The organism is Jiangella gansuensis DSM 44835, from assembly GCF_000515395.1.
Taxonomy (GTDB): domain Bacteria; phylum Actinomycetota; class Actinomycetes; order Jiangellales; family Jiangellaceae; genus Jiangella; species Jiangella gansuensis.
This window is the reverse complement of the sequence record NZ_KI911782.1, coordinates 3580643-3605819: the sequence shown is the minus strand read 5'-3', so window position 1 is coordinate 3605819 and position 25177 is coordinate 3580643. Positions and strand designations below refer to the sequence as shown.

Below are 25177 nucleotides of genomic sequence, written 5' to 3'. Positions count from 1 at the left end.
GGTCGGGTCAGCGCAGAAGGTACTCCACCGCCCGGCCCATCACGGCGGCCCGGTCGGCGGGGTCGTCGATCCCCTCCAGGCCGAACCCGGCGTACAGCGACCCCGGCGTGGCCACCACGGCCGCCTCCGGGAAGCCGGCCGCCGTCGTGCGGACATAGTCGTTCGCGTTGGGTGCGCTGCCCTCCGGCGCACCGGTGACCTCCCAACCGCCGAGGTCGGTCTCGAACGACGTCGTCCCGTCGCCGGTCGACACCTCGATGTCGTCGACGAACACGCCCAGGCCCTGGACCGCCCAGTCGCTGGCGTAGCTGATGGACAGCTCGACGTCGCTGCCCGCGTACGCCGACAGGTCGACCTCCCACTGCTGCCAGCCGCCGGAGTTGCCCGACGCCGCCCACCACCCACCGGTGGTACCCGTGGGCAGGCAGGTCTGGTCGTCGACGACGGTCTGGTATTGCTCCAGCCGCGGATGCAGGTCGTTCCACCCGGCAGGACAACTGCCGCCGGCGGTGTCCTGCGTCGTGTGCCCGTTCTGGTCCGGCAGCGTGGTCCAGTCGTCGGTGCCGACCGGCCGGGCCTCGACGAACAGGTGGTCCCAGGCGGCCTCGGTGTCGTAGGACGTCCAGAACGACACGGTGGCGCCGCCGGCCGGGACGCTGATCGTGTTCGTCAGCCGCTTGTACGAGACGTCGGCGATCTGCGAGTACACGTAGAAGTCGCCGGTGTGCGGCTCGAACGGCCCGCCTTCCCGGTCCCAGCGTGCCGACACCCAACTCTCGAACTGCGGGTACCGCGCCGGGTCGAGCACGCCGCTGGTGGTGATCAGCGAGTTGCTGTGGTTCTGGTTGCCCGCGCCGTCGAACCCCCAGGCGAGCCCGGTGAACGGGGTGTCGACCCCCAGGACGTCGAGCAAGGTGCCGTCCTCGCCGGTCCCGCCGTTGTCGACCACCAGGTAGGCGCCCAGCCAGTACTGCAGGACGTCGTTGGTGAAGTCGCCGGAGCCGGCCAGCGCCCGGCAGCGCTCCGTGACGGCCGGGTCGGCGGTGCACTGGGCGTTCGCCGCCGTCGGGTCGTACTGCTGCAGCCCGGCGTTCTGGGTGTACTGGGTACCCGCCCACGCCCCGGTGTAGAGCACCCGGCCGCCCTCGTTGAGGAAGTCGCGGACCTCGAGCAGTTCGTCCATGGCCAGGCGGGAGGCGTTGCCGGCCGCCCACCCGGGCTCGCGGGTGACGACATCGTCGCCGGTGTACCAGACGACGGCGTCGTAGTGCGACAGCACGCCGAGGGCGTCGGGCGCCACCCGGCCCTGCGCGTCCACGTCGTACACGTCGAAGGCGACACCGTTCGCCGTCAAAGCGTCGGTGTACGCGTCGAGGTGGTTCGGCCCGCCGGCCTGCACCGGGGACGCGCCGGTGTAGTCCTCGGCCGCCAGCACCAGCACGTCGTCGCCGGACTCCTCGACCGCCGTGTACGTGAACGACTCGCTGGTAGCGCCGCCACCTTCGAACCACACCTCGACCTTGTCGCCCGGATCGGTGCCGGTGACCACGCCGCTCATGACGCGGTAGTGCACGGCCGTCCCGCCGTATCGGTCACCGCCCTTCCACTCCTCGGTGGGTGCGCTGACCTCGGCACCGCCGTTCACGCTGTACTTCAGCGTCACCTCGCCGAGGTCGCGCTGCGCCAGCACCCGTACCTCCTGCGGGTCGCCGTAGGAGTAGTCGAACGTGAAGTTCGCCTGCGGCAGGCCGGTCTTGTAGGTGTCCTCGCTCTCCAGGTAGAACGGCTTGGTCGTCAGGCCCAGGTGCGACACCGGGTTGGCCGGGTCGGCGGCCGACTTCGCCACGTCCAGCGCGAACGGCAGCGTCTTCTCGAACTCGGCCTGGATCAGCGCCTCGTCGTCGGGGAAGACGAACCCGCTGCCCGGAATGCCCTCCCCCAGCTCGGGGGTCCAGGCCAGCGTGCCGCGTTGGGCGTGGGCGAAGTCGGTGGTCTCGCCGTTGGTCACGTACAGCACGTCCGACGACAGCCCGGGCTCCCAGCCGGGGATCGTCGGGTTGTCGCGGTTGCCGGACAGCGCGTAGTAGATCGGGTCGTCGGCGGTGGGCGTGCCGATCTGCCAGCCCTCCGGGTAGAGCAGCCACTCCCCCGTCGAATGCCAGTTGATGTGGAAGGCGAAGCGGACTCGGTCGTAGAGCGACATCATCGCCTGCGTCTCCGGCTCCGATGCGGCCGACGGCCCGCGGTAGGTGTCGCTGGACACCAGCGACGACGACCCTTCCTCGTCGTACCCGAAGTGCTCGGGATAGTTGCGGTTCGGGTCCACGCCGTCCAGCAGCGAAACGGTGCCGTCGCCGTCGTTGTCGCGCAGGTTCTTCCGCCACAGCCGCTCGGCGTCGAACGTGTACTCGTAGCCGTCGGGGTTGGCGACCAGCATGAACCAGTACTCGTTGCGCCGCAGCATGCTCCGGACCTCGCGGTCGTTCGCCCGCCAGCCGTCGACGAACCAGTTCAGCAACCGCCTGTTGACCTCGCCGGAGATCCATTCCCGGGCATGCTGCAACGAGCTGTAGAGCACCGCCGGGCGGGTGCCGTCGGCGATGCCGCGGGCTCCCTGCGTCAGCTTCACGGCGATGATCTCGCGGCCGTTGTAGGTCTCGCCGAGAACGACGAGCTTGACGATCTGCGGGTTGCGGCGCGCCAGCTCGTACAGTTCGTCGCGCAGGCCGCCCGGCTCGTCCCACGACCGCCAGACGTCGTAGCCGTCGGCGGACTGCTGGGCGGTCAGCTGCCTGGCGCTCAGCCCGTCCTCGTTGCGCTTGACCCGGACGTCGATGCCCCGGCCACGCAGCGCGCGGACCTCCTCGTCGCTGAGGACCAGGTCGACGGTGAGGCCGGTGTCGGTGGGTTCGGTCGCGGTCACGTCCAGGCCGTCGGCGACGATCGCCGCGGCCTCCTGCGCGCTGACCTGCGCGGTGTAGGCCTCCAGGGCGGGCTCGTCGCCGGGAACCGGGTCTTCTTGGGCGCCGGCGCCGCTGGTGACCAGCAGCGACACCCCCAGACCGACGGCCGCCACGGCGGCGAAGAGACGACGGGACGAGGAACGCGCTGCAGCCATCGTGGACTCCCTTGTCCGCTCAGCGACTGACGTCGACCGCGAACTCGAGAGCCGGGGCAGACTGCGGATCCACCGCCCCCCGGGTACGCCGCTCGGACCTTACTGGCTGTGCGCTGACCTGTGAAGCCGCTGGTCCGGACCAATGATCGTCGGAGTCGGGCCTCAGGCCGGGTCGGGCGACAGCACGACCCGCAACGACTCCGCCGGACCGAGGAAGCGGTGCCCGGTCACGCAGTGGACCTGGACGTGTTCGACCGGCCCCGCGGTGCTGGGCAGGTGGCCGCGCGTCGTCACCGTGGCCGGCAGGCCGCATTCCGGGCAGTCGAACAGCATGGCGTCGTCCTCGCGGGAGCGTCGGATCGCGCCGTCCTCGCCGCGAGTCGTCACCGTCATCGTGACGCGGCCGGGCGCATGATCACCAGGTCGCGGGCGGGTGAATCCGCTCACGTGTGTGCTGGGTCACACCGTTTCACCCGAACCCCTTGCGGTCGGCGTGGCGAGGCACTTTGCTGGTCACAGACAGCGCGCATCGGGATCCGGACGTCCTCGACCGCACCTGATCACCGACACGAGGAGGTGAAGCGCGCCGCACGGTCCGTCCCGTTGCGCTTGGTCGGGCCGACGCGCCCCGCTCGGCCCTGGCGTAGGCGGGAGTGCCCATGACCAGAATCAGCATGACGGTCGACGGTGTGCGATACGACGACGACGTCGAGCCGCGGTCCCTGCTCGTGCACCACCTGCGGGACCGCCTCGGCAAGGTCGGTACCGTCGTCGGCTGCGACACCAGCAACTGCGGCGCCTGTACCGTCCTGCTCTCCGGCCGCGGCGTGAAGAGCTGCTCGGTGCTGGCCGTGCAGGCCGACGGCATGGATGTCACCACCGTCGAGGGGCTGGCCGGCCGCGACGGCGAGCTCCACCCCGTCCAGCAGGCCTTCCACGACAGTCACGCCCTGCAGTGCGGGTTCTGCACGCCCGGCATGATCATGGCCGCGGTGGACCTGCTCGGCGAGAAACCCGACCCCAGCGACGCTGAGATCCGCGAAGGGCTCGAGGGCAACCTCTGCCGCTGCACCGGTTACCAGAACATCGTCCGCGCCGTGCACGCCGCGGCGGCGTCCATGCGGACCAGCATCCCGTCCACGCCCGAAACCGCGCAACCCGCCGGTACGGCTCCCGCTGGCACGGCTCCAGCCGGGCCGCCCGCCGCCCGGGAGGTGACCCCGTGACCGTCACCGAGGAACGAACCGGTGGCGAGGTCGGCCGCGACCGCCGCCGCAAGGAGGACGCTCGGCTGATCACCGGCCGGACCATGTGGACGGAGAACCTCAGCCTGCCCGGCATGCTGCACTTGGCGATCGTGCGCAGCCCGATGGCACATGCGCGGATCACCGGCATCGACGTGTCCTCGGCGCGCGAGCTGCCCGGTGTCGTCGACGTGTTCACCGGCCGCGACGTCGAGGAGCTGCAGGGCAGCATGCCATGCGTCTGGCCGGTCACCGAGGACACGGTGCTGCCGGCCTACCCGCCGCTGGCGCTGGACGCGGTGCGGCACGCGGGCGAGCCGGTCGCCGTCGTCGCCGCCCGCGACCGGGCCAGCGCGCTGGACGCCATCGAGGCGATAGAGGTCGACTACGAACCGCTGGACGTCGTGCTCGACATGGAGGCCGCGCTCGCCGACGGCGCCCCGCTGGTGCACGAGTCGGCCGGCACCAACAAGTGCTACACGTGGGTGCTCGACTCCGCCCAGGCCGGCACCGGCGACGACGTCGCCCGGGCGGAGGCAGAGGCCGAGGTCGTCGTGAAGCGCCGCTTCATCCAGCAGCGGCTGATCCCCGCGTTCATGGAACCGCGCTGCGTCGTCGTCGACCCGACCGGTGAGCAACTCACCATGTGGTCCTCCACCCAGGTCCCGCACATCCTGCGCATCCTGCTGTCGCTGTCGACGGGCGTGCCCGAGCACAAGATCCGGGTGATAGCGCCCGACGTCGGCGGAGGGTTCGGCGGCAAACTCCAGGCCACACCGGAGGAGTTCATCGCGTTCGCGGCCGCCCGGCGGCTCGGGCGCCCCGTCAAGTTCGTCGAGTCCCGGTCGGAAACCATGCTCTCCGCCCACCACGGGCGCGACCAGATCCAGGACGTCACCGTGACCGCCCGCCGCGACGGCACCGTCACCGGGATGTCGGTGAAACTGCTGGCCAACATGGGCGCCTACCTCGGCATCATCACGCCGGGCATACCGATCCTGGGTGCGTTCATGTACGGCGGCATCTACAAGTTCCCGGCCTATCGGTTCGAGTGCACCGGCGTGTTCACCAACACCACCAAGACCGACGCCTACCGTGGCGCGGGCCGGCCGGAGGCGACGTTCGCGTTGGAACGCATCATGGACGAGCTCGCGACCGAACTGGGCATGGATCCCTTGGAGCTGCGGCGCCGCAACTGGATCAACAGCGACGAGTTCCCGTTCTCCACGTCCGCCGGCCTAACCTACGACTCCGGCGACTACGAGTCGGCGACCGCCCGAGCCATGGAGCTGTTCGGGTACGCCGATCTGCGCCGCGAACAGCTCGAGCGCCGCAACCGCGGCGACACCGTCCAGCTCGGCATCGGGGTGTCCACCTACACCGAGATGTGCGGCCTGGCGCCGTCGCGCATTCTCGGGCAGCTGCGCTACGCCGCCGGCGGCTGGGAGTCCGCGTCGGTGCGGATGCTGCCCACCGGCAAGGTCGAGGTCATCACCGGCACCTCGCCGCACGGGCAGGGTCACGAGACGGCATGGAGCCAGATCGCCGCCGACCAGCTCGGGGTCGCGTTCGACGACGTCGAGGTGCTGCACGGCGACACCCGCACGTCGCACAAGGGCCTGGACACCTACGGTTCGCGTTCGCTGGCCGTCGGCGGCATCGCCCTGGTCAACGCCTGCCGGAAGGTCGTAGAGAAGGCCAAGCCGGTGGCGGCGCACCTGCTGGAGTGCGACCCCGCCGACCTGGAGTTCAGCGACGGCGCCTTCCGGGTCAAGGGCACACCCGGGGCGAGCAAGACGCTCGCCGACTGCGCGTTCGCGGTGTTCACCTCGCACGACCTGCCCGACGGCATCGAGTCCAGCCTTGACGCCGACGCCACGTTCGACCCGGAGAACTTCTCCTACCCGCACGGCACGCATCTGTGCGCGCTGGAGGTCGACACCGAGACGGGCCGGGTGGACATCCGTTCCTACGTCGCCGTCGACGACATCGGACGCGTCGTCAACCCGATGATCGTCGAGGGCCAGGTGCACGGCGGGGTCGCCCAGGGCATCGCCCAGGCGCTGTTCGAGGAGGCCCGTTACGACGAGGAGGGCAACCTCATGACAGGTACGTTCGTCGAGTACACGATGCCCAGCTCGGCCGACCTGCCGGACATCGTCACCGACCGCACCGAGACGCCGGCGCCCGGGCATCCGCTCGGGGCGAAGGGCGTGGGCGAGGCGGGAACCATCGCCTCGACCCCGGCCGTCGTCAACGCCGTCGTCGACGCGCTGCGGCCGTTCGGCGTCACCGACGTGCGGATGCCCTGCACACCGGAACGGGTGTGGCAGGCGATCCGCGAAGGAGGTGGCCGCGCATGATCCCGGCGGCGTTCGACTACGTACGGCCCACGGACCTCGAGACGGCACTCACATCTCTCGCGGACGGGGGCGAGGACGCGAAGGTGCTGGCCGGCGGGCAGAGCCTGATCCCGATGCTGCGGCTGCGGCTGGCCGCTCCGGCCATGCTGGTGGACGTCGGCGGCATCGGCGAACTGCGCGGCGTCCGCGACGACGGCGACGCACTCGTCATCGGCGCCATGACCACCCACGACGACGTCATGACCAACGCGATGGTGCGCGAACACGCGCCCATGATCGCGCAGGCCACCGCGGTGGTAGCGGACCGGCAGGTCCGGCACCTCGGCACGTTCGGCGGATCGCTGGCACATGCCGACCCGGCCGCCGACCTTCCCGGGGTGGCGCTGGCACTGGACGCGACCTTCTCGATCATGGGCCCGGGCGGCGCGCGGGAGGTGCCGGCGTCTGAGTTCTTCGTCGACTACCTGACGACGGCGCTGCGGCCGAGCGAGCTGCTGATGTCGGTCCGGGTGCCGAAGCTGCCCGGCTGGCGCGTGCACTACGAGAAGTTCAGCCAGATGGCGCAGTCCTGGGGAGTGGTCGGGGTGGCCGCGGCGGTCCGCCGCTCCAACGGCACGGTCGCCGAGGCTCGGGTGGCGTTGACCAACATGGGCCCCTCGCCGGTGCGGGCGCGCGCCGTCGAGGCGGCGGTGGCGGGAGCGCCGGCGACGGTGGAGGCGATGACCGAAGCCGCCGGCCGGGCCACCGACGGCACCAATCCGCTGAGTGACGGCACCGCGTCGGCGGACTACCGCCGCCACCTGGCGACCGTCCTCACCCGGCGATCGCTGGTGGCCGCCGCGGGCTGAGCCGGGCCTCTCCCATGATCATGTTCCCTCGCGGTCGGTGGGTGACCGCGAGGGAACATGATCATGGGCAGGGTGCGGCGTGGGGGCGTGGCGAACGCGACGGCAGCCTCTAGGATCACCGTGATCATGGTCTGGAGGTCGCCATGCCCGACAACGTGTTCATTGCCCTGACGTTCGCTTCGGCGCTCGGCGCCGGGCTGATGGCCGGGGTCTACTTCGCGTTCTCGGCCATGGTGATGCCGGGCCTGCGCCGGCTCGCTCCGGCCGAGGCGACCCGCTCCATGCAGGCGATCAACGTCGCGGTCATGAACCCCTGGTTCCTCGTGGTGTTCACGGGGTCGGCGGTCTTCTCGCTGGTGTCGGTGGTGCTGTCGTTCGCCCGGTGGGGCAACGACGAGGCCGTCTACCTGCTGGTGGCGGGCGTGTTGTTCCTGGCCGGATCGCTGGGGCTCACCGCCGGCTACCACGTGCCGCGCAACAACGCGCTGGGCACCGTCGACGCCGACGGGCCGGGGGTCCCCGAGCGGTGGGCCCGCTACTACAGCGAGTGGACGTCGTGGAACCACGTGCGCGCGGTGGCCAGCCTGGCCGCCACCATCCTGTTCATCGCCGGGATCGCGGCGACCTGACGCCCCCGCCCTCCCCATGATCATCAAGAGTTGTCCCGGTCATGGCCGGGTCAAGTCTTGATGATCATGGGGAGGGCGGTGCGGCCTCGAAGAGGAGGCAGGTCGAGACGGCGTGTGCGACCAGCCGGCCGGCCCCGTCGGTCATGCGCGCCTCGGCCAACGCGGTGGTGCGACCGCGGGAGATCACGGTGCCCTCGCAGCGCAGTTCGCCGGACGCGACGGTGACCGGGCGCAGGAACTTCGTGGTCAGGTCGAGCGAGGTGTAGCCGACCCCGGCCGGCAACACGGAGTGCACGGCACAGCCCGTCGCGGTGTCGAGGATGGTGGCCAGCACGCCGCCGTGCACGGTGCCGAGCGGGTTGTAGTGGAACTCCTGCGGGCTGGTGTGAACCACCACCCGGCCCTCCTCGGCCTCCGGGCTTCGACCTCTATCCGGTCCTGCTCGCCGTACATGACTGGGGCGAGCGCTACCTGACCGGTCCGGCCGGCTCGCCCTCCCGATTCGCGCACGCGGACTGTGGCGCGTCCGTGCATGCCACGGTGCGCTGCGAGGACGGGCACGACGTCGCGGACGTGCGCGATGTCCGGCCGCTTCCCGGGCCCGGCGCCGTCCGCCGATCCGTCTGATATGCAGATCTTCTGCCGCCAAGAATTTATGCGAAGACACCGGAGACATAGACTCGAGGCATGACCACCGCCACGAGCCGCCCCGGAGGTCCGGCGCCCGATGCGCTGGACGGCGATGTCGGCTTCATGCTCGGCGTAGTCTTCCGGGCCTACCTCAAGGCCGCCGACGCCGCTACCGCCGGCATCCCCGGCGGGCACCGCGGCCGGCACGTGCTCGCCGCCGCCGTCCGGGACGAGCCCCGCAGCCAGTCCGCCCTCGCCCAGCGGCTGGGCATCGACAAGACCGTCATGACCTACCTGCTCGACGACCTCGTCGACGCGGGCCTGGTGGAACGGCAGCCCGACCCGGCCGACCGGCGCAACCGCCGCGTCGTCGCCACCGCGCACGGCCGCGAGGCCCTGGCCGAGGTCGACCGGCGCATGCTGCGCGCCGAAGACCACGTGCTCGGTTGCCTCGACGACGCCGATCGCCAGGCGCTGCGGGAGATGCTCGGCCGGCTCGCCGCGCACGTGAACCACATCGACCCGGTTGCCGACACCTGCGCGCTGGTCGCGGAGATCGGCAGCCGCGGCTGAAGTCGGGTTCATACAAGCCGCCGTCCCACCTGCCGTGACACGATCGGCAACGTGAACTACGGATACCAAGGCAGTATGCGCACCCGGCCCGGCCACCGCGACGACGTCGTCGCCATCCTGCTCGAGGGCACCGACGGCCTGCGCGCCGCCGGCTGCCAACTCTATGCCGTGGGCGTCTCCGACACCGACGACGACGTCATCTGGATCAGCGAGATCTGGGAGAGCAAGGAGCACCACGACGCCTCCTTGGAGCTGCCCGAGACGAAGGCCGCCATCGCCGCGGCGATGCCCATGCTCACCGGCGAGTTCAGCGGTCAGGAGGTGCGGCTCGTCGGCGGCTTGGGCGTCCCGCTCACGGGTGCAGGCGAGCGCCCTTGATCATCTTGTCCACCGCGTTCCGCGGCCCGTGCACGGCCAGTCCGACGAGATCGAGCTGATCACGCGGGACGGCTCGCACCGCGGCCCGGTTGTCGCGATCGTTGCCGGTGGCGAACAACTCCCGGGTGAACACGGACGGGCGCAGGCCGCGGTCCACGGCCCGCCGGTGCGCGGCGCGGAGAACATCGTCGGCGCCGGCGAACACCATGACCGGCTGGCGGAACATCGGCAGGTATGCGGTGCCGTCGGCATCGGCGTACGGCTCTCCCAGCAGCTCCGGTTCCGCGCCGGCGACGCCACTGATCAGGAACGCCGTGACGTTGAGCCGCTGCCAGACCTCGAGGTCTTCGGCGAGCAGAACGGCGATCTTGGTGGTGAAACGGATCTCATCGGTCACCCGGCCAGCGTGCCGCCGACGCCGGCCCCGGGTCTTGTACGGTCTTAGCGTGCAGCACTCGCACACCGCCGGCGCTCCAGCCATGGTGCGCGCCTGGCGCCCGCCCGTGCCCGGGGTGGTCGAGGTCTTCCATGCGCATTTCACCGATCACGCCTACCCCGCGCACACGCACGACGCGTGGACGCTGCTGATCGTCGACGACGGCGCCATCCGCTTCGATCTCGACCGTCATCACCACGGCGCCGGCGGCTCAGCGGTCACGCTCCTGCCGCCGCACGTGCCTCATGACGGTCGTGCCGCTACCCCCGGTGGGTTCCGCAAGCGGGTGCTGTACCTCGACCCGTCCGTCCTCGGCGACGACCTGATCGGTTCCGCTGTGGACGAACCGACGCTGCTGGACCGCAGGTTGCGGCAACGACTGCACCAGTTGCACCGCGCTCTGGATCAGCCCGGCGACGACCTGGAAGCCGAGAGCCGCCTGGTGCTGATCCGCGACCGGCTGCGACAGCGGCTGCGGCAACCGTCCGACGGCCCGCGACCCGCACCGGCCGCGCTGGCGGGTCGGCTGCGCGAGCTGCTGGACTCCCGGACGACCAGCGGCCTCACCCTGCGCGACGCGGCCGCCGAACTCCACGCACACCCCACCCACCTGGTCCGTTCATTCACCACGGCGTTCGGCCTGCCGCCGCACCGGTACCTCACCGGTCGCCGGGTCGAGCTGGCGCGGCGGCTGCTGCTGGACGGCCACCGCCCCGCTGACGTGGCCACGGCGGCCGGCTTCTACGACCAGGCCCACCTGACCCGGCACTTCACCCGGTATCTGGGTGTCGGCCCGGCCCGATACGCCGCCCGGACCTGACGGGCTCCCGCGCGGCAGATGCCCTGGTGGCGCTTCGTCGAGTCGATCGCCGCCGGGCCGGCCATCGATGAGCCTTCGGTGCCAGTCTGGTCTGTACACCTGAGGCCACCGACCAGGTGGGCGACGACGCGGCCACCACCGCGCCCGGCGGCACCGGCCGCGTGACCGCCACGGAAGGAGAACCACATGTTCCAGAACAGCGAGGCTTTCAGCGGCTTCTCGGTCGACGACGTCCCGCGCGCCAAGCAGTTCTACACCGAGACACTGGGCTTGGATGTCGGCGAACAGAACGGCATGCTCGAGCTGCGCATCGCCGGCCGGACGCCGATCCTGGTCTACCCCAAGGACGACCACACGCCGGCATCGTTCACCATCCTCAACTTCCCGGTCGACGACATCGAGGCCGCCGTCGAGGAACTCACCCGCCGCGGCGTGCGGTTCGAGCGTTACGAGGGAACCCCGATCGAAACCGATGAGAAGGGCATATTCCGCGGCGGCGGCCCGCTCATCGCGTGGTTCACCGACCCCGCCGGCAACGTGATGTCGGTGATCCAGGAGAGCTGAGGGGAAAATCGCTCCACACACACGAAAGGTCCAGCTCGATTTCGAGCTGGACCTTTCGTGTCCTGTGACTGCCCGCCCTCCCCCGTGACGGGACGGGCGCCTCAGGACCTGGAGTGCCCCGGCGTCACCTGGTGACCACCACCGCATTCGGATCTTCCCCACGTCCGCGCGCGGAACTCTTCAACCAGCCAAGAGGCCAGCCCCTGCGCGACCTGGTGGGACGCCGCCGCCTGTGCCTACCCTTCATCGTTCCTCCCTTGTGGGTTGGAAGACCCCCGAGAAGCCGCAGCCACAGCCGCTCAGGAACCAGGTGTGAAGCTGATCGTCCCGAGCGGGACTCCAGTGTTCAGTTGTGACTCCACAATGACACCCGAAGTCATGACCGACAAGAGTTTTCTGATTCCAATCTGCAGTGGCTTGATGCAGTGGGAATCGTTTGTTGCTCGAAGTACTGCGGAAGCATGACGCTCCAGCCATCGATGGGCGACGTCAAGGCAGTCATGACCGCTAAATTACTGAGCGTCAGGAATGAATTCAAGGCTTTTCTCGGCGCCCCTACTCCACTACGGTGAACCCACGGCGTGACCTGCGCCGGCGTCATCGGGCCGCGAAGCACGGGAGGCCGTCACATGAACCGAGACGGCTGGCCCGCTCCGGCTGCGACGGCCTGACCGCTGGCACCCGAACGAACGGGGAGTGACGCCGATGACGTCGATCGACCTGGCCCGAACCGCCCTGTCCGTCGCGCTCGCCGCCGTCGCGCTGTATTGCACGGGGCGGGTGGTCGCCTGGCGGCTCACCCACCGCGGCCGGCCCGGCTTCGCGGGCGAACCTGTCGCCGACATCTCCCATGCCCTCATGGGAGCGGCGATGGCGCTGACGGTCGCGCCGCTCGACGAGAATCCCGTTCCCGCACCGCTGGGCGTGCTCGTGTTCGGCGTTCTGGCGGCCTGGTTCGCCACGATCCTGTGGCACGACGGCCTGATGAGCCGGGCCGGTGACCGCGCATCCGATCCGGACGGCTGGCCCGGCCCGGACCGCGCGGCTCGCCGGCGGCGGGCCGCCCCGGCTCCCGGCTTGACCGCGGCCGGCTGGCCCCTGACCAGCAGCGCCGACGGCGCCGCGGCACGCGAGCACGGCGGCTACAACCTGCACCACCTCGTGGGCTGCGTCGCCATGATCGTCATGTTCGCGACGAGCCATGGGGTGGCCGCGGACACCGCCGCGAGCACGCAGCACCAGGTGGCGACCGCCGCTGGCGTCCATTGGCTGCTCGGACTGTATTTCCTGGTCGCCGCGACGTCGCTGGGCTTTCGCGTGGGCGAACCGGCCGTGCGACTGAGCTACCGCTTGGCCATGCCCGCCGGTCCCGGCCTGCCGCCGGCGCCGGCCTCCCGGCCGGAATCCGCGCGCGGCGGGTCGCGCCTGCTGTCGTCGTCGGCTGGGCGGTGCGCCAGCGAGGTGGCCCTGAGCGTCGGCATGGCGTTGATTTTCTTCGCGTCGCTCTGACCGCACCGGCTCCACCGCACCGCGTCAGGCCTGCATATTTCGACGATACGACAACGGTCATGACCGAAACCTGACTACCGGTGGTCGGTGTTGTCTGCGGCTCTACCATGCCCGAAAATTGCGACATACCTGTACATGACAGGTTGTTGACTGTACGTTGAGCAACGCGTCGAATCTGACGTTATGCCTCAACAGGGAGGAATGGGCATGAGGAAACCCGTCATTCGATCTCTCCTGGCCGGCGCCGCGCTCGTGGTGCCGGGTGTTGCCGCCATCCCGGCGGTGGCCGCTCCCGACGCCGGCAACACCGGCGCGGACGCCGCCGTCGTCGTCCATCAGGAACTGGCCACGACGAAGGCGCAACAACGCAGCGTCATCGAGTACTGGACGCCCGAGCGGATGCGTGCGGCCGTCCCGGCCGAGGTGCTGGTCGACGGCACGTCCGCCACGGCGGCTGAGTCGCGGGCCGGCATCGCCCGCGCTGCCGAGCCGGAGAATCCGCGGCCGGAGCTGGGCAAGGTGTTCTTCACCATCGGCGGGGTCGACTACGTCTGCTCCGGCACGGCCACGTCCAGCTCGAACGGCGACGTCGTCACCACCGCCGGGCACTGCCTGCACGAGGGCGGCGGAGGAGGCTTCGCGTCCCGGTTCACGTTCGTACCTGCCTACCACGACGGTGCCGCACCGCACGGCCAGTGGACCGCCTCGGACCTGTTCACGTCGACCGGCTGGGCGAACAGCGGCGACTTCGCCGTCGACGCCGGGTTCGCGGTGATGAACGAGAACGGCACCGGGCAGAGCCTGACCGACGTCGTCGGCTCCTACCCGATCGCCTTCGATCAGGGACGGGGCCTGTCGTACACGTCGTACGGCTACCCGGCGGCCAGCCCGTTCAACGGCCAGCGGCTCTTCTCCTGCAGCGGCACGGCCCGCAACGACCCGGGCGGCTCCACCACTCAGGGCATCCCCTGCGACATGACCGGCGGGTCGTCCGGCGGCGGCTGGATCACCGGTGGCCGGCTGAACTCCGTCAACAGCTACAAGTACACCAACGACCGGAACACCATGTACGGGCCGTACTTCGGCGGGACCGTGCGGTCGGTCTACAACGCCGCCGCGGGCGCCTGACGCACCGCACCCGAACTCGGCACACCTGCCGATCTCCGCTACCTCACCGGCTACTCCCCCGAGTCGCCGGTGAGGTAGCGCTGCAGCGTCGGGCCCACGTAGTCCACGACCTCGGCCCTGCTCATGGAGGCGATCGGCGGGAACCGCAGCAGATACCGGCACAGCGCCAGGCCCAGGACCTGGCTCGCCGCCAGCCCGGCCCGGCGGCCCGCTTCGTGTGGGTCGCCGCCGAACCGCGCCACCACCGGCAACAACTGCTCGGCGAAGATCGACCGCATCCGCTCCGCGGCGTCGGCGTTCGTGACGCCGGAGCGCAGCAGGACCATCAGTCCCTCGTCGGCCTCCCAGCGGTCCAGGAAGTGCCCGGCCAGCCGGCGGCCCACCTCCCCCAGCGGCGCCGCCACGAGCTCGGGCAGCTCCAGGTCGAAATACGCCGCGGCCGCGAACAGCTTCTCTTTCGAGCCGAAGTATCGCATCACCATGGACGGGTCGATCCGTGCGTCCGCGGCGATCGCCCGGATGGTGGCCCGTTCATAGCCGTCGGCCGCGAACCGTTCCCGGGCGGCCGCGAGGATCACTGATTTCGTCTCCTCCGCTGTCCTTCTCACGGCACCGAGCCTAGACCAACAAGCGTTGGCCAACAACCGTTGACTCCTCTGCTCTAATGGTCGTAGAGTTATGCCAACGAGCGTTGGCCAACAGCCGTTGGCAGAGGAGAGGAACCGCGATGCGCATCGTCAATGAACACCTGAACCCAGCCCCGGCCGAACTGGAGGCGCCGAGCCCGGCCGGCTACCTGCTGCTGGCCGCGGAGGTCGACCGCAGGCCGATGTTCCTGCCCGGCAGCCGCTCGAAGCGACGCATGCTGGCCGAGATCACCGCGCTGACCCGGCAGCTGCCGGCGGCCACCGGCGACCACGTCGTCCGGGCCACCGTGTTCCGCGGCTTCGCCCACCTGGCGTTCGGAGAGAACCACGGGTTGCTGCGGCGCGCGGCGGCGGCGGGCCGGCTGACCCGCCCGGCGCGCTACGACGTCGTCGTACTGGTGGAGACGGTCACGCCCGAGGCCGCGGCCGCCCTGCGCGAGCACCCTGCGTACGCCCGGCTGGCCGGGCGGGTCCGCCACGCCGCCCGGCGCACCTACGAACTGGCCGCCGGCAACCCCCGAAACATGGGCGACGTCGACGCCACCCGCCCCGGCGTCTTCCTCTTCAACTTCTTCTACGCCGACGACGAGCGCGAGCTCGTTCCGGTCTGGGAGTACACCGCCGGCTGGTGGCACGTGAACACCGGCCTGGACAACTCCCGCGTCCTGGCGCCGTTGGACGGTGAGCCGCGCGAGTACGGCATCGTCAACCACTGCCGGTGGGACCGGCTGCGCGATGTGGCGCCGCGCATGGTGTTCCGCCGGTCGTTCCGCCGCTTCGTGCTGGCCAACTTCGCCGCGAACGGCATCTCCGCCCAGCCGACGCTGTACCGGCTCGCGTGATCGCGAGCTCGGCGGCGGGCGCGGCGCGGGGCCGCGACGGCGTCAGTCGGCGACCAGCACCGAGCGCAGCTCCGGCAGCGCCGCCAGCTCACGCTCGAGCAGCCGCCCAGCTGTGGTGACGGAGTCGACCAGCGGGTGACTCGCCAGCGCGGCCACCGCTGCGGACCGCGAGCCGGAGCGGGCCGCAGCGATGGTCGCCCGCTCGGTCGCCTTCACGGTCGCCACCAGTGCCGACGCGGCCGGGTCGAGTGCGCCGGCAGCAAGCGGGTGGGCGCCGTTGCGACCCACCAGGCACGGCACCTCGACGACGGCGTCGGCATCAAGGCCCGGCAGGGCCGACCGGTTGCGCACGTTGAGCACCAGGGTCGTCCGTTCATCGGCGGCGATGGCCCGCATCAGGGCCAGCGCCACCCGGTCGTAGCCGCCGCCGTCCAGGTCGGCGGTGTCGCGCTCGCCGACGCCCGCGGCCTCACGGCTCTCGGCCATGTAGGTGGCCTCCCGCTCGCGCCGCACGTCGTCCCAGCGCTGTGCCGCCCCACCGGCGGCCGACGCGTCGGGACCGGCGGCGTAGAACGCCTCCTGCTGAGCCAGCAGGAACTCGCCGCGGGTGGCCGGCGCCGCCTGCGCGGAGCCGATGGCGTCACGGGTGAAGTAGTAGTAGTACAGATATTCGTTCGGGACGGTGCCGAGCGTGCGCAGCCACGGCGCACCGAACAGCTTGCCCTCTTCGAACGAGCCCAGCGCGTCGTCGGACGCCAGCAGCCCGGGGAGCACGTCGCGGCCGTTCACGAGAACCCGGCGCAGCCAGCCGAGGTGGTTGAGCCCGGCGTAGTCGAACCAGGCGTCCGACATGGACACCCCGAGCGCCCGCGCCACCCGCCGGAACAGCCCGACCGGCGAGTCACAGATGCCGATGACCCGGTCGCCCAGCACCGAGCTCATGGCCTCGGTGACCATGCCGGCCGGGTTGGTGAAGTTGATGACCCAGGCGTCGGGCGCCTCGGCCGCGATGGTCTCGGCGATGCGCAGCGCCACCGGCACCGTCCGCAGCCCGTAGAGGACCCCGCCGGCGCCGGTCGTCTCCTGGCCGAGCACGCCCTCGCCCAGTGCCGAGCGCTCGTCGCAGGACCGGCCGGCCAGGCCGCCGACCCGGATCGCGGAGAAGACGAAGTCGGTGCCGCGCACCGCCGCCGCCAGGTCGCTCTCGACGACCAGCTCCGGCCCGCCGTCGGCCGAACGCTCCGCCAGCACCGCCTGCACCGCCCGGACCCGGGCCGGATCCGTGTCGTGCAACACGATCGTGTCGACGCCGGAGTCGCTGCCGGACAGCGCCCGGTGCACCAGGGGCACCCGGAAACCGCCGCCGCCGAGGATCGTCAACCTCATACGAGGACCACCTTCACACCGTTCTCTCGTAGCGCGTCGAGGGCGGGAGCGCCCTCGTCGGCATCGGTCACGACGACGTCCAGGGCATCCGGCCCGCATACCGTGGCGAAACCGTTGCCGGGGAACTTGGCCGCGTCGGCCAGCAGAACCACCTGGTCGGCCGAGGCGATCATGGCCCGGCGCACCGGGACCTCGTCCATCGTCGTGTCCATCAACGTGCCGTCCGAGCGCACCCCGCTGGTGCCCATGAACAGCTTGTCCGCCCGCAGCTGCCGCACCGCGTCGGAGGTCAGGAAGCCGACCAGGGAGCGGTAGTTGCGCCGCACCACACCGCCGAGCAGGATCAGCTCGATGTCGGGGTCGGGCACCAGCTCCTCGTAGACGGCCATGTTCGCGGTCATCACCGTGACCTGCCGGCCGCGCAGGTGCGCGGCGAGGCGGTGCACCGTGGTGCCGATGTCGAGCAGGATCACGTCACCGTCCTCGACCATCTCCGCCGCCCTGCGTCCGATGGCGTCCTTGGAATGGTGAGCCTCGGTGGCGACGGCCGCGAACGACGGCTCCAGCGACGTGCTGGCCGCGGCGCCGCCACGTACCCGCGTGAGCAGGCCCTGGTCGGACAGCCAGGTCAGATCACGCCGGATGGTGGCCTGGCTGACACCCAGCCGCGTCCCGAGCGTGGCCACCGCCACCGGACCCTCGGCACGGAGGATCTGCATGATGAGCTCGTACCGGCGCTGTGGAAGCACGACTGAACCATATCAGTCATCTTCGCTCATTCGAACACCACCGATGCGACAAGATGCGCATAACTGCGCGTTAGACTCCGCCGAGCACCCCGAAAACCGCGTGCACGGCATCACAAGCGCTCATATCTTGTCATTTACGAGCAGCGGAACTAGGGTTCCACCAACACAATCCGCGAACCACGGGGGAGAGGTCCGGCAGTGTCCAACATCGCTCGCGATCCGTTCCGCGCGCCGACGCGGCACGACCCGCTGGCGGACCGGCGCGAGGATGACGGGCCGGACCTGGACGTGTTCCTCACCGGAACCGTCTTCTTCGACATCGTCTTCACCGGCATGGAGGGCGCGCCCCGGCAGGGCACCGAGGTCTGGGCCGACGGCATGGGCTCGAGCCCCGGCGGGGTGGCCAACCTCGCCGTCGCTTGCGCCCGGCTCGGACTGCGCACCGGCCTCGCGGCCACGTTCGGCGAGGACCTCTACGGCGACTACTGCCGCCAGACGCTCGGGGTGCAGGAGGGCATCGACCTCACCTACTCCCGCTACGTCACCGGCTGGCACTCGCCCGTTACCGTCTCCATGGTCTTCCAGCGCGACCGCGCCATGGTCACGCACGGCCACCAGCCCCAGGCGCTGCGCAGGCTGGTCGACCAGCCGCCGCAGGCCCGCTCCTGCTTCGTCGACCTCGGGGCGGACCGCCAGCCGTGGGTCGACTCCGTCGCCGCCGGCGGCGGACTGGTCTTCGCCGACATCGGCTGGGACCCCGAAGACCGCTGGGACCTCGGCCGCCTGCGCGAGAACCTGGCCGGCTGCCACGCCTTCTCCCCCAACGCCGTCGAAGCCATGAGCTACACCCGCACCGACACCCCGGAGGCCGCGGCCGAAGCCCTGGCCGAACTGGTGCCGCTGGCCGTCGTCACCAACGGCGCCGACGGTGTGGTGGCGTTCGACCGCGAGACCGGCCGGCCGGTGCACGCGGACGCGGTGCCGGTGCAGGCGCTGGACCCGACCGGCGCGGGTGACGTGTTCGTCGCCGGGCTCATGGTCGGTACGCTGGCAGGCTGGCCGCTGGTGCACAGCCTGCGGCTGGCGAACCTGGGCGCCGCACTGTCCGTGCGGCACTTCGGCGGCGCCCTCGCCTCACCCGGCTGGGGCGACATCGCGCTGTGGTACCGCGAGGTCGGGTCCAAGGACCCCGGCCTGGCCGCCGACTACGAGTTCTTGGAGAGGATCGTCCCGGACGACGCCCTGCCGGAGGTATCGCGAGCCATCGCGACGCTGGGCTTCCGGGCCGGGCGCTAGACGCCCGCTAGGGCACCGCATGAGTGAGCGAAAGGGCCGAGGAGTCATGACGCTGTTCACCAGAACGTCCACCCGATGGGGTGCCGCGGCAGCCGCGGCGCTGCTGATCGCCGCGTGCGCACCGGGTGGCGACGATGACGACGCCGGCGACGCGCCGACCGCCGGCGACGTCCAGACCGACGCGTCGGAGCTGGGCGACGTCACCCTGACGGTTTGGGACCAGGAGGTCCGCGAAGGCCAGACCGAGCAGATCGAGGCGCTCAACACCGCGTTCGAGGAGGCCTACCCGAACATCACCATCGAGCGGGTCTCCCGTTCCACCGACGACCTGCGCACCACGTTGCGGCTGGCGCTGTCCGGTGAGGATGCCCCCGACGTGGTCCAGGCCAACAACGGCCGCCCCGAGATGGGCCAGTACGTGGCCTCGAGCCTACTGACGCCGCTGGACGGCTACGCGGAGGCGTACGGCTGGTTCGACCGGTTCCCCGAATCGGTGCGTGCGCTGGCGTCCTACAGCGAGGACGGCGCCACCTACGGTGAGGGCGAGCTGTACGGCCTGCCGCAGATGGGCGAGATCGTCGGTCTCTACTACAACAAGACGAAGCTCGACGCGCTCGGGCTGGAGCCGCCGGCCACCACCGAGGACTTCGAAGCGGCCCTCGCCGCGGCGCAGGCCGCCGGTGAGATCCCGATCCAGTTCGGCAACTCCGAGCCGTGGGCGGGCATCCACGAGTTCGGGTTCATCCAGAACCAGTTCTCCGACGCCGAGACCATCCGCAACCTCGGCTTCGGCCGTCCGGGTTCGTCCTGGATGTCCGAGGACAACGTCGCCGCCGCCGAGACCACGGTCTCGTGGGTCGACTCCGGCTTCTTCGTCGACGGGTTCAACGGCGTCTCGTATGACAGCGCCTGGCAGTCGTTCGCCCAGGGCAACGGCGTGTTCTTCGTCGGCGGCACCTGGCTGGTGGCCGACCTGACCTCCGCCATGGGCGACGAGGTCGGGTTCGTGCTCACCCCGGCCGGCGCGAGCGGGCAGAACCTCGTCACCGGCGGCATCAGCATCCCGTGGGCCATTCCGGCCAACAGCGACGCCCAGGACGCCGCGGCGGCGTACATCGACTTCATCACCAGCTCCGAGGCGATGACCGCCGTCACCGAGGCCGGCAACCTGCCGGTCATCGAGGCCGACCAGCAGACCACCGAGGGCCTGCAGGCGGAGGTGTTCGACGCCTGGGCACAGGCCGGCGAGGACGACCTGCTCGTCCCGTATCTCGACTACGCGACCGAGACGTTCTACGACACCATCACCGCGGCCGTGCAGAACCTCATGGGTGGACAGTCCACGCCGCAGCAGTTCCTGGAGACGCTCGAAGCCGAGTACACCGCGGCGACCGGGTCGTGACGTCGTCCGTATGACATCCGCACAACAGGTGGCCACGCCGGTCGCGACCGCCGGGACCCCCCGGCGGCGTGGCCGGCCAGGCGAACCACGCCGCGTCGCCTACCTCTACATCCTGCCCGCGGTGCTGGTCTTCGCGCTGTTCATCCTGTACCCGCTGATCCGCACCGCGCAGTTCTCGCTGTACGAATGGAACGGCCTGGGCGCCAGCACCTGGGTGGGGCTCTCCAACTACCAGGCGGTCTTCACCGAGCCGCAGCTGCGTGGCGCGTTCGTGCACGCACTGGTCCTGATCGTGTTCTACGCGGTCATCCCGGTGACGCTCGGCCTGCTGCTCGCGGCGACCATGAGCCGCGCGGTCCTGCGCGGCCTCGGGTTCTTCCGGGTGGTGCTGTTCCTGCCGCAGGTCATCCCGATGGTCGTGGTGGCGATCGCGTGGCGGCAGATCTACGAGCCGCAGGGCCCGCTGAACGACGTGCTGCGCTTCGTCGGGCTGGACTCGCTGGCCCGGCCGTGGCTGGGCGACTACACCTGGGCGCTGCCGTCGGTCGGCATCGTCGGCACCTGGGTCGGCACCGGCCTGTGCCTGGTGCTGTTCCTGGCCGGCATGGCCCGCATCCCGCGCGAGCTGTACGAGGCCGCCCGGCTCGACGGCGCCGGCCCGCTGCGCGAGTTCTTCTCCATCACGCTGCCGTCGGTGCGCGGCGAGCTCGCCGTCGCGCTGACGCTGACCGTCATCGCCGCGCTGAAGACGTTCGACCTGGTGTACGTGATGACCAGCGGCGGCCCCGGCACCGAGACCACGGTGCCGTCGTACCAGGTGTACAACAACGCGTTCCTGCTCGGCCGGGTCGGCACCGCGACCGCCCTGGCCATCGTGCTCACGGCCGTCGTGTTCGCCATGACGGTCGTCATCAACCGCGTCGGCGAGCGGGGGCAGCGATGATCTCCCGCGGCGAACGGCTCGCCAACTACGCCATCCTGGTCCTGTTCGCGGTGATCGCGATCTTCCCGGTCCTGCTGATCCTGTCCACGGCACTGTCCAACGACCAGATCGGCGGCGGCGGCTCCTTCCACTTCGAGAACTTCGCCGACGCGTGGGACCAGGGCCAGTTCGGCTCCTACATGCGCACCAGTGTCATCGTGGCGATCCTCGTCGTGGGCCTGTCGACGCTCATCTCGGTGCTGGCCGGTTACGCGTTCGGCACCATGTCGTTCCGCGGCTCCGAGGTGATCTTCTACCTGATCCTCCTGGGCATCATGGTGCCGGCGGAGGCGCTGGTCGTGGCGCTCTACTTCGACCTGCGCGAGATCGGGCTCACCAACACCCTCGTCGCCATCGTGATGCCGCAGGTGGCGCAGTCGACGGCGTTCGGCACGTTCTGGATGCGCGCGTACTTCCGCACCAGCTCCCGGGAGGTGGTCGAGGCCGCCCGGCTCGACGGCGCCGGGCACTGGCGCACCCTGTGGCAGGTGCTGGTTCCGATGGGCCGGCCCGCCGTCACGACGATGGTCGTGCTGGTCTTCATGTGGACGTGGAACGAGTTCCTGATCCCGCTGATCATGGCCACCAGCGAGAACCTGCGCACCGCGCCGCTGGGGCTGGCGTTCTTCCAGGGCCAGTACACCTCCGGTACCGCGTTGCTGGCCGCCGGCGCCACGCTCGTCGCGCTGCCGGTCGTCGTGGTCTACCTGTTCCTTCAGCGTCACTTCATCCGGGGGATGGTCGAGGGCGCCGTCAAATAGCCGGCGTCCGAAGGTTGGCACCACTTTTCGAGAGGAGTCACCATGCGAGCAGCCAGGCATGCTGCTGTAGCCGCCAGTGCCGCGCTCCTCGCCGCGACGCTCCCGGCCGCGGCGGTCGCGGCCGGGGCCGGAGCGGCGGGCGGCGGGTCGAGCGACGCCGTCGACCTGGACGTGCTGTACATCGGCGCGCATCCGGACGACGAGGCCGGTTCGCTGGCCGCGTTCGGTCAGTGGAACGAGTACGACGACATCCGCGCCGGTGTCATCACCGTCACCCGCGGCGAGGGCGGAGGCAACGCCGTCGGCCTCGAGGAGGGCCCGGAGCTGGGCATGCTGCGCGAGGCCGAGGAGCGCCGCGCCGTCGGGAACGCGAACATCGAGCACGTCTACAACCTCGACGAGGTCGACTTCTTCTACAACGCCAGCGCGCCGCTGACCGACGAAGTCTGGAGCGCGGACGCCCTCGAACGGGTCGTCCGGGTGGTCCGCAGCACCCGGCCCGAGGTCATCGTGACGATGAACCCGTCGCCGACCGCGGGCAACCACGGCCATCACCAGCAGGCCGCCCGGCTGGCCGTCGAGGCGTACGAGGCCGCCGCCGACCCCGAGGCGTTCCCGGAGCAGTTGTCCGAGGAGGGCCTGGACACCTGGAGTGTCGCGCGCATCCTGCGCGGCGGCGCCACCGGCCGCGGTGTCACCGGATCGGCCTGCGAAACCACCGCGTACACACCGGCCGACCCTACTGACCGGGTGTTCGGCGTCTGGCAGGGCCGGCTGTCGGAGGAGACCGGAGAGATGTGGGCGCTGCGCGAGCGCCAGTCGCAGTGGGAGTACGTCAGCCAGGGGTGGGCCGTGTTCCCGCCGCCGCCCACCGACCCGGAGCAGAACGGCTGCGACTGGTTCACGCTGATCGCCAGCCGCACGCCGTACCCGTCGACCACCGCCGGGCCTACGGCGGCACTCCAGGGCGCCGTGTTGCCGACCGAGGGCGGCCTGCCGCTGGGCACCCAGCTGACCATCACGCCGGACACCTTCCGAGTGCTGCCGGGTGAGCCGTTCACCGCGACCGTCGAGGTCACCGCGGCGCCGAAGCGGCCGCTGGTGCGCCCGTCGCTCGAGGTGACCGCCCCGTCCGGGTGGGAGGTCAGCGTCGACGACGCCGCCCTGCCGCCCGCACTGGCCCCCGGCCGCACGGTGAGCATCGACGCCGTCGTCACCCCGCCGGCCGACGCAGCCGCGGACGAGCGGGTCGCGCTGCAGGCCACGCTGAGCGCAAGCGGCGGCACCGGCTCGAACGAGGCGGCCGTCGAGACCACGACCGCCGTCCGCGGCGAGCTGGCGCAGCGCCCGGAGGCGCAGGTGTTCGCCGAGTGGACCGCGGAGCAGAACCTGCCGAAGCTGGAGAGCCTGATCCCCACCATCACGTCGGTCGGTACCGGGCGCACCCAGCCCGTCTCCGTCGACGTCACCAACGACGGCGTCGCGCCCGCCACCGGCTCGGTCACCCTGGAGCTGGCCGACGGGTTCAGCGCGGAGCCGGCGACGGCAGCCTTCGCTGACCTCGCGCAGGGCGAGAGCACCACCGTCACCTTCGACGTCACCAACGACGACACCTCGCTGCCGACGTCCAACCGGGCGCCTGACGGCGGGTACCCGCTGCGCATCGTCACCGACTTCGGCGCTGGCACCGATACCCAGGACGCCACCCTGGAGCTGGTGCCGACCACCACCGTGCCGCAACCGTCGGCGGAGCCGGTGGTCGACGGCGTCGCCGGCGACGGCGAGTACCCCGGCGAGGCGATCGACACCTCGACGATGTGGGAGGGCCAGGCGGTCGAGCCGGTCGACGCGTCCGCGACCACGCGGGTCAGCTTCACCGACGACGCCCTCTACTTCCTGGTGGAGGTCACCGACGACGTCCTCGGCGCCGTGCTGCCGCTCGAGGACTGCAAGCGGCACTGGCGCACCGATGCGGTCGAGATCACCGTCGACCCGCGCGGGACCTCGTCGAACACGTCGACCACGTTCAAGACCGGCATCTTCCCCACCACCACCGAAGGCGACCCGTGCTTCCAGCGCGACGCCGACAACCGCCAGGGACCGGGTGCGGAGACCGCGCCGGGCATGGAGGTCGCGGCAGTGATGGGCACCTCGCGGGTCCAGAGCGGGCACGGGAGCTGCGGCTCCTGCGGCTGCGGCGCCTGCGCGGGCGGAGCGACCGCGGCCGACGGCTACACCGGCTACACGATCGAGGCGAAGATCCCGTTCGACGTACTGCCGGACAACGTCGACCCCGAGCGGATGGGGCTCAACGTTCTGGTCTACGACTCCGACACGCAGGACAAGACCGGCCAGACCCGCATCGGCTGGTCGACGTTCAACGGTGTGCAGGCCGACCCGTTCCGGTGGGCACTGGCCACCCTGCCCGGGCTGACCGACGCAGGCTCGGACCCGGTTCCGCCGACCATGCCCGACACCGCCGCGCTCAGCGTCGACTCGCCGCAGAGCATTGCCCAGTCCGCGGTGGACGGCGTCGGGCTCGGCGGGGCTCCGAAGCTGCCGGCGGGCACCGCGCGGCTGACGTCCGCACAGGCGTCCGGGTCGACGGCCGAGGTGGGCCTGCGCGCCCGCGAGTCCGGCCGGGCGAACGTGTTCATCTGGGACGGCGAGGCCGTGGTCGGCTCCACCCAGGTGGACGTCGATGCCGGCCGGACCACGGTGGACGTACCACTCGATGGCGCAGGGGACGCCGGCGAACTGCAGGCGCTGGTGGCGTTCATCACCGACGACGGCACCCTCGCCCTCGCGGAGGAGGTCCGCTGACCGATTCGGAAATGACCTGCTGAAGCGAGCAGAGACCTGGTGATCCACC

The 25177-nt window shown here is 70.8% G+C and carries 22 protein-coding genes and 1 pseudogene; 16 read left to right on the top strand and 7 right to left on the bottom strand.

The genetic code is table 11. From position 1 onward, the window contains the following. Window positions 1-7: 7 nt before the first annotated feature. The gene (locus JIAGA_RS0117075) at window positions 8-3118 is read right to left on the bottom strand and encodes a M14 family metallopeptidase (RefSeq protein ID WP_026876605.1); all 3111 of its coding nucleotides are present in this window, start codon (window positions 3116-3118) and stop codon (window positions 8-10) included. A gap of 162 nt (window positions 3119-3280) precedes the next feature. Next, on the bottom strand, window positions 3281-3511 hold the full coding sequence (locus JIAGA_RS0117070) for a hypothetical protein (protein ID WP_035812641.1): 231 nt from the start codon (window positions 3509-3511) through the stop codon (window positions 3281-3283). Between the two features lie 266 nt (window positions 3512-3777). Here JIAGA_RS0117070 and JIAGA_RS30420 point away from each other — a divergent pair, with 266 nt between their 5' ends. From JIAGA_RS30420 to JIAGA_RS0117050, 4 genes are all read left to right on the top strand, one after another. Then, window positions 3778-4344 carry a (2Fe-2S)-binding protein gene (locus JIAGA_RS30420; protein WP_051426678.1) on the top strand — a complete coding sequence of 189 codons (567 nt, stop codon included), beginning with the start codon at window positions 3778-3780 and terminating at the stop codon, window positions 4342-4344. Continuing rightward, window positions 4341-6725, top strand: a complete 2385-nt coding sequence (locus JIAGA_RS0117060; protein ID WP_026876603.1) for a xanthine dehydrogenase family protein molybdopterin-binding subunit — start codon at window positions 4341-4343, stop codon at window positions 6723-6725. Before JIAGA_RS30420 ends, JIAGA_RS0117060 begins: the two co-directional genes overlap by 4 nt. After that, entirely contained in the window at window positions 6722-7573 is an 852-nt protein-coding gene (locus JIAGA_RS0117055) for an FAD binding domain-containing protein (RefSeq protein ID WP_026876602.1), read from the top strand. The genes JIAGA_RS0117060 and JIAGA_RS0117055 overlap by 4 nt, the downstream gene beginning before the upstream one ends. A gap of 143 nt (window positions 7574-7716) precedes the next feature. Then, a complete protein-coding gene (locus tag JIAGA_RS0117050) occupies window positions 7717-8202 on the top strand; it encodes an anthrone oxygenase family protein (protein WP_026876601.1) in 486 nt (161 codons plus the stop codon). A gap of 64 nt (window positions 8203-8266) precedes the next feature. Here the strand turns inward: JIAGA_RS0117050 and JIAGA_RS36165 are convergent. Continuing rightward, window positions 8267-8617 (bottom strand): annotated as a pseudogene (locus JIAGA_RS36165) (PaaI family thioesterase); the annotation flags it as partial. Between the two features lie 272 nt (window positions 8618-8889). Between JIAGA_RS36165 and JIAGA_RS30410 the strand changes: the two are divergent. After that, on the top strand, window positions 8890-9405 hold the full coding sequence (locus JIAGA_RS30410) for a MarR family winged helix-turn-helix transcriptional regulator (protein WP_035812640.1): 516 nt from the start codon (window positions 8890-8892) through the stop codon (window positions 9403-9405). Window positions 9406-9456: 51 nt separating this feature from the next. Beyond that, the gene (locus JIAGA_RS0117035; RefSeq protein ID WP_026876600.1) at window positions 9457-9783 is read left to right on the top strand and encodes a putative quinol monooxygenase; all 327 of its coding nucleotides are present in this window, start codon (window positions 9457-9459) and stop codon (window positions 9781-9783) included. Here the strand turns inward: JIAGA_RS0117035 and JIAGA_RS0117030 are convergent. Continuing rightward, the gene (locus tag JIAGA_RS0117030) at window positions 9758-10180 is read right to left on the bottom strand and encodes a DUF2000 domain-containing protein (RefSeq protein ID WP_026876599.1); all 423 of its coding nucleotides are present in this window, start codon (window positions 10178-10180) and stop codon (window positions 9758-9760) included. The two genes, JIAGA_RS0117035 and JIAGA_RS0117030, sit on opposite strands and share 26 nt — an antisense overlap. Before the next feature lie 82 nt (window positions 10181-10262). Between JIAGA_RS0117030 and JIAGA_RS0117025 the strand changes: the two genes are divergently transcribed. The 4 genes from JIAGA_RS0117025 (at window position 10263) to JIAGA_RS0117010 (ending at window position 14240) form a co-directional block, all read left to right on the top strand. Next, entirely contained in the window at window positions 10263-11039 is a 777-nt protein-coding gene (locus tag JIAGA_RS0117025) for an AraC family ligand binding domain-containing protein (protein ID WP_026876598.1), read from the top strand. Between the two features lie 186 nt (window positions 11040-11225). Beyond that, the gene (locus JIAGA_RS0117020) at window positions 11226-11603 is read left to right on the top strand and encodes a VOC family protein (RefSeq protein WP_026876597.1); all 378 of its coding nucleotides are present in this window, start codon (window positions 11226-11228) and stop codon (window positions 11601-11603) included. A gap of 705 nt (window positions 11604-12308) precedes the next feature. Then, window positions 12309-13112 (top strand): DUF5134 domain-containing protein, encoded by an 804-nt coding sequence (locus JIAGA_RS0117015; protein ID WP_157553251.1) that lies wholly within the window; start codon window positions 12309-12311, stop codon window positions 13110-13112. A gap of 207 nt (window positions 13113-13319) precedes the next feature. Further along, window positions 13320-14240 (top strand): trypsin-like serine peptidase, encoded by a 921-nt coding sequence (locus tag JIAGA_RS0117010; RefSeq protein WP_051426677.1) that lies wholly within the window; start codon window positions 13320-13322, stop codon window positions 14238-14240. A gap of 50 nt (window positions 14241-14290) precedes the next feature. On the opposite strand, the gene JIAGA_RS0117005 is transcribed toward JIAGA_RS0117010, so the two are convergent. Next, window positions 14291-14848: a TetR/AcrR family transcriptional regulator gene (locus JIAGA_RS0117005; RefSeq protein ID WP_026876594.1), complete on the bottom strand. Its 558-nt coding sequence runs from the start codon at window positions 14846-14848 to the stop codon at window positions 14291-14293. Between the two features lie 119 nt (window positions 14849-14967). Between JIAGA_RS0117005 and JIAGA_RS0117000 the strand changes: the two genes are divergently transcribed. Beyond that, window positions 14968-15729, top strand: a complete 762-nt coding sequence (locus JIAGA_RS0117000; RefSeq protein WP_026876593.1) for a hypothetical protein — start codon at window positions 14968-14970, stop codon at window positions 15727-15729. Between the two features lie 42 nt (window positions 15730-15771). Here the strand turns inward: JIAGA_RS0117000 and JIAGA_RS0116995 are convergent, their stop codons facing one another. Together JIAGA_RS0116995 and JIAGA_RS0116990 are read right to left on the bottom strand one after the other, a co-directional pair. Then, a complete protein-coding gene (locus JIAGA_RS0116995; RefSeq protein WP_026876592.1) occupies window positions 15772-17115 on the bottom strand; it encodes a 6-phospho-beta-glucosidase in 1344 nt (447 codons plus the stop codon). After that, complete coding sequence (locus JIAGA_RS0116990; RefSeq protein WP_026876591.1) at window positions 17112-17864, bottom strand: DeoR/GlpR family DNA-binding transcription regulator; 753 nt, start codon at window positions 17862-17864, stop codon at window positions 17112-17114. Before JIAGA_RS0116990 ends, JIAGA_RS0116995 begins: the two co-directional genes overlap by 4 nt. A gap of 198 nt (window positions 17865-18062) precedes the next feature. On the opposite strand from JIAGA_RS0116990, the gene JIAGA_RS0116985 reads away from it, so the two are divergent. Genes JIAGA_RS0116985 through JIAGA_RS30400 form a run of 5 tightly spaced genes read left to right on the top strand, consistent with a single transcriptional unit; the run spans window position 18063 to window position 25128 of the window. Beyond that, window positions 18063-19160 carry a PfkB family carbohydrate kinase gene (locus JIAGA_RS0116985; protein WP_211239704.1) on the top strand — a complete coding sequence of 366 codons (1098 nt, stop codon included), beginning with the start codon at window positions 18063-18065 and terminating at the stop codon, window positions 19158-19160. Between the two features lie 46 nt (window positions 19161-19206). Beyond that, window positions 19207-20562: an extracellular solute-binding protein gene (locus JIAGA_RS30405; protein WP_035812638.1), complete on the top strand. Its 1356-nt coding sequence runs from the start codon at window positions 19207-19209 to the stop codon at window positions 20560-20562. Between the two features lie 10 nt (window positions 20563-20572). Further along, window positions 20573-21505, top strand: coding sequence for a carbohydrate ABC transporter permease (locus tag JIAGA_RS0116975; RefSeq protein WP_051426199.1), 933 nt, complete (start codon window positions 20573-20575; stop codon window positions 21503-21505). Next, complete coding sequence (locus tag JIAGA_RS0116970) at window positions 21502-22305, top strand: carbohydrate ABC transporter permease (RefSeq protein WP_026876588.1); 804 nt, start codon at window positions 21502-21504, stop codon at window positions 22303-22305. The genes JIAGA_RS0116975 and JIAGA_RS0116970 overlap by 4 nt, the downstream gene beginning before the upstream one ends. Before the next feature lie 42 nt (window positions 22306-22347). Further along, entirely contained in the window at window positions 22348-25128 is a 2781-nt protein-coding gene (locus tag JIAGA_RS30400; protein WP_051426198.1) for a sugar-binding protein, read from the top strand. Window positions 25129-25177: the final 49 nt, after the last annotated feature.

What these genes read in the sequence shown, in the direction of transcription:
- JIAGA_RS0117075 (WP_026876605.1), bottom strand. Translation starts at nt 3,118, where the DNA reads ATGGCTGCAGCGCGTTCCTCGTCCCGTCGTCTCTTCGCCGCCGTGGCG.
- JIAGA_RS0117070 (WP_035812641.1), bottom strand. Translation starts at nt 3,511, where the DNA reads ATGACGGTGACGACTCGCGGCGAGGACGGCGCGATCCGACGCTCCCGC.
- JIAGA_RS30420 (WP_051426678.1), top strand. Translation starts at nt 3,778, where the DNA reads ATGACCAGAATCAGCATGACGGTCGACGGTGTGCGATACGACGACGAC.
- JIAGA_RS0117055 (WP_026876602.1), top strand. Translation starts at nt 6,722, where the DNA reads ATGATCCCGGCGGCGTTCGACTACGTACGGCCCACGGACCTCGAGACG.
- JIAGA_RS0117050 (WP_026876601.1), top strand. Translation starts at nt 7,717, where the DNA reads ATGCCCGACAACGTGTTCATTGCCCTGACGTTCGCTTCGGCGCTCGGC.
- JIAGA_RS30410 (WP_035812640.1), top strand. Translation starts at nt 8,890, where the DNA reads ATGACCACCGCCACGAGCCGCCCCGGAGGTCCGGCGCCCGATGCGCTG.
- JIAGA_RS0117025 (WP_026876598.1), top strand. Translation starts at nt 10,263, where the DNA reads ATGGTGCGCGCCTGGCGCCCGCCCGTGCCCGGGGTGGTCGAGGTCTTC.
- JIAGA_RS0117020 (WP_026876597.1), top strand. Translation starts at nt 11,226, where the DNA reads ATGTTCCAGAACAGCGAGGCTTTCAGCGGCTTCTCGGTCGACGACGTC.
- JIAGA_RS0117015 (WP_157553251.1), top strand. Translation starts at nt 12,309, where the DNA reads ATGACGTCGATCGACCTGGCCCGAACCGCCCTGTCCGTCGCGCTCGCC.
- JIAGA_RS0117010 (WP_051426677.1), top strand. Translation starts at nt 13,320, where the DNA reads ATGAGGAAACCCGTCATTCGATCTCTCCTGGCCGGCGCCGCGCTCGTG.
- JIAGA_RS0117000 (WP_026876593.1), top strand. Translation starts at nt 14,968, where the DNA reads ATGCGCATCGTCAATGAACACCTGAACCCAGCCCCGGCCGAACTGGAG.
- JIAGA_RS0116995 (WP_026876592.1), bottom strand. Translation starts at nt 17,115, where the DNA reads ATGAGGTTGACGATCCTCGGCGGCGGCGGTTTCCGGGTGCCCCTGGTG.
- JIAGA_RS30405 (WP_035812638.1), top strand. Translation starts at nt 19,207, where the DNA reads ATGACGCTGTTCACCAGAACGTCCACCCGATGGGGTGCCGCGGCAGCC.
- JIAGA_RS0116975 (WP_051426199.1), top strand. Translation starts at nt 20,573, where the DNA reads ATGACATCCGCACAACAGGTGGCCACGCCGGTCGCGACCGCCGGGACC.
- JIAGA_RS0116970 (WP_026876588.1), top strand. Translation starts at nt 21,502, where the DNA reads ATGATCTCCCGCGGCGAACGGCTCGCCAACTACGCCATCCTGGTCCTG.
- JIAGA_RS30400 (WP_051426198.1), top strand. Translation starts at nt 22,348, where the DNA reads ATGCGAGCAGCCAGGCATGCTGCTGTAGCCGCCAGTGCCGCGCTCCTC.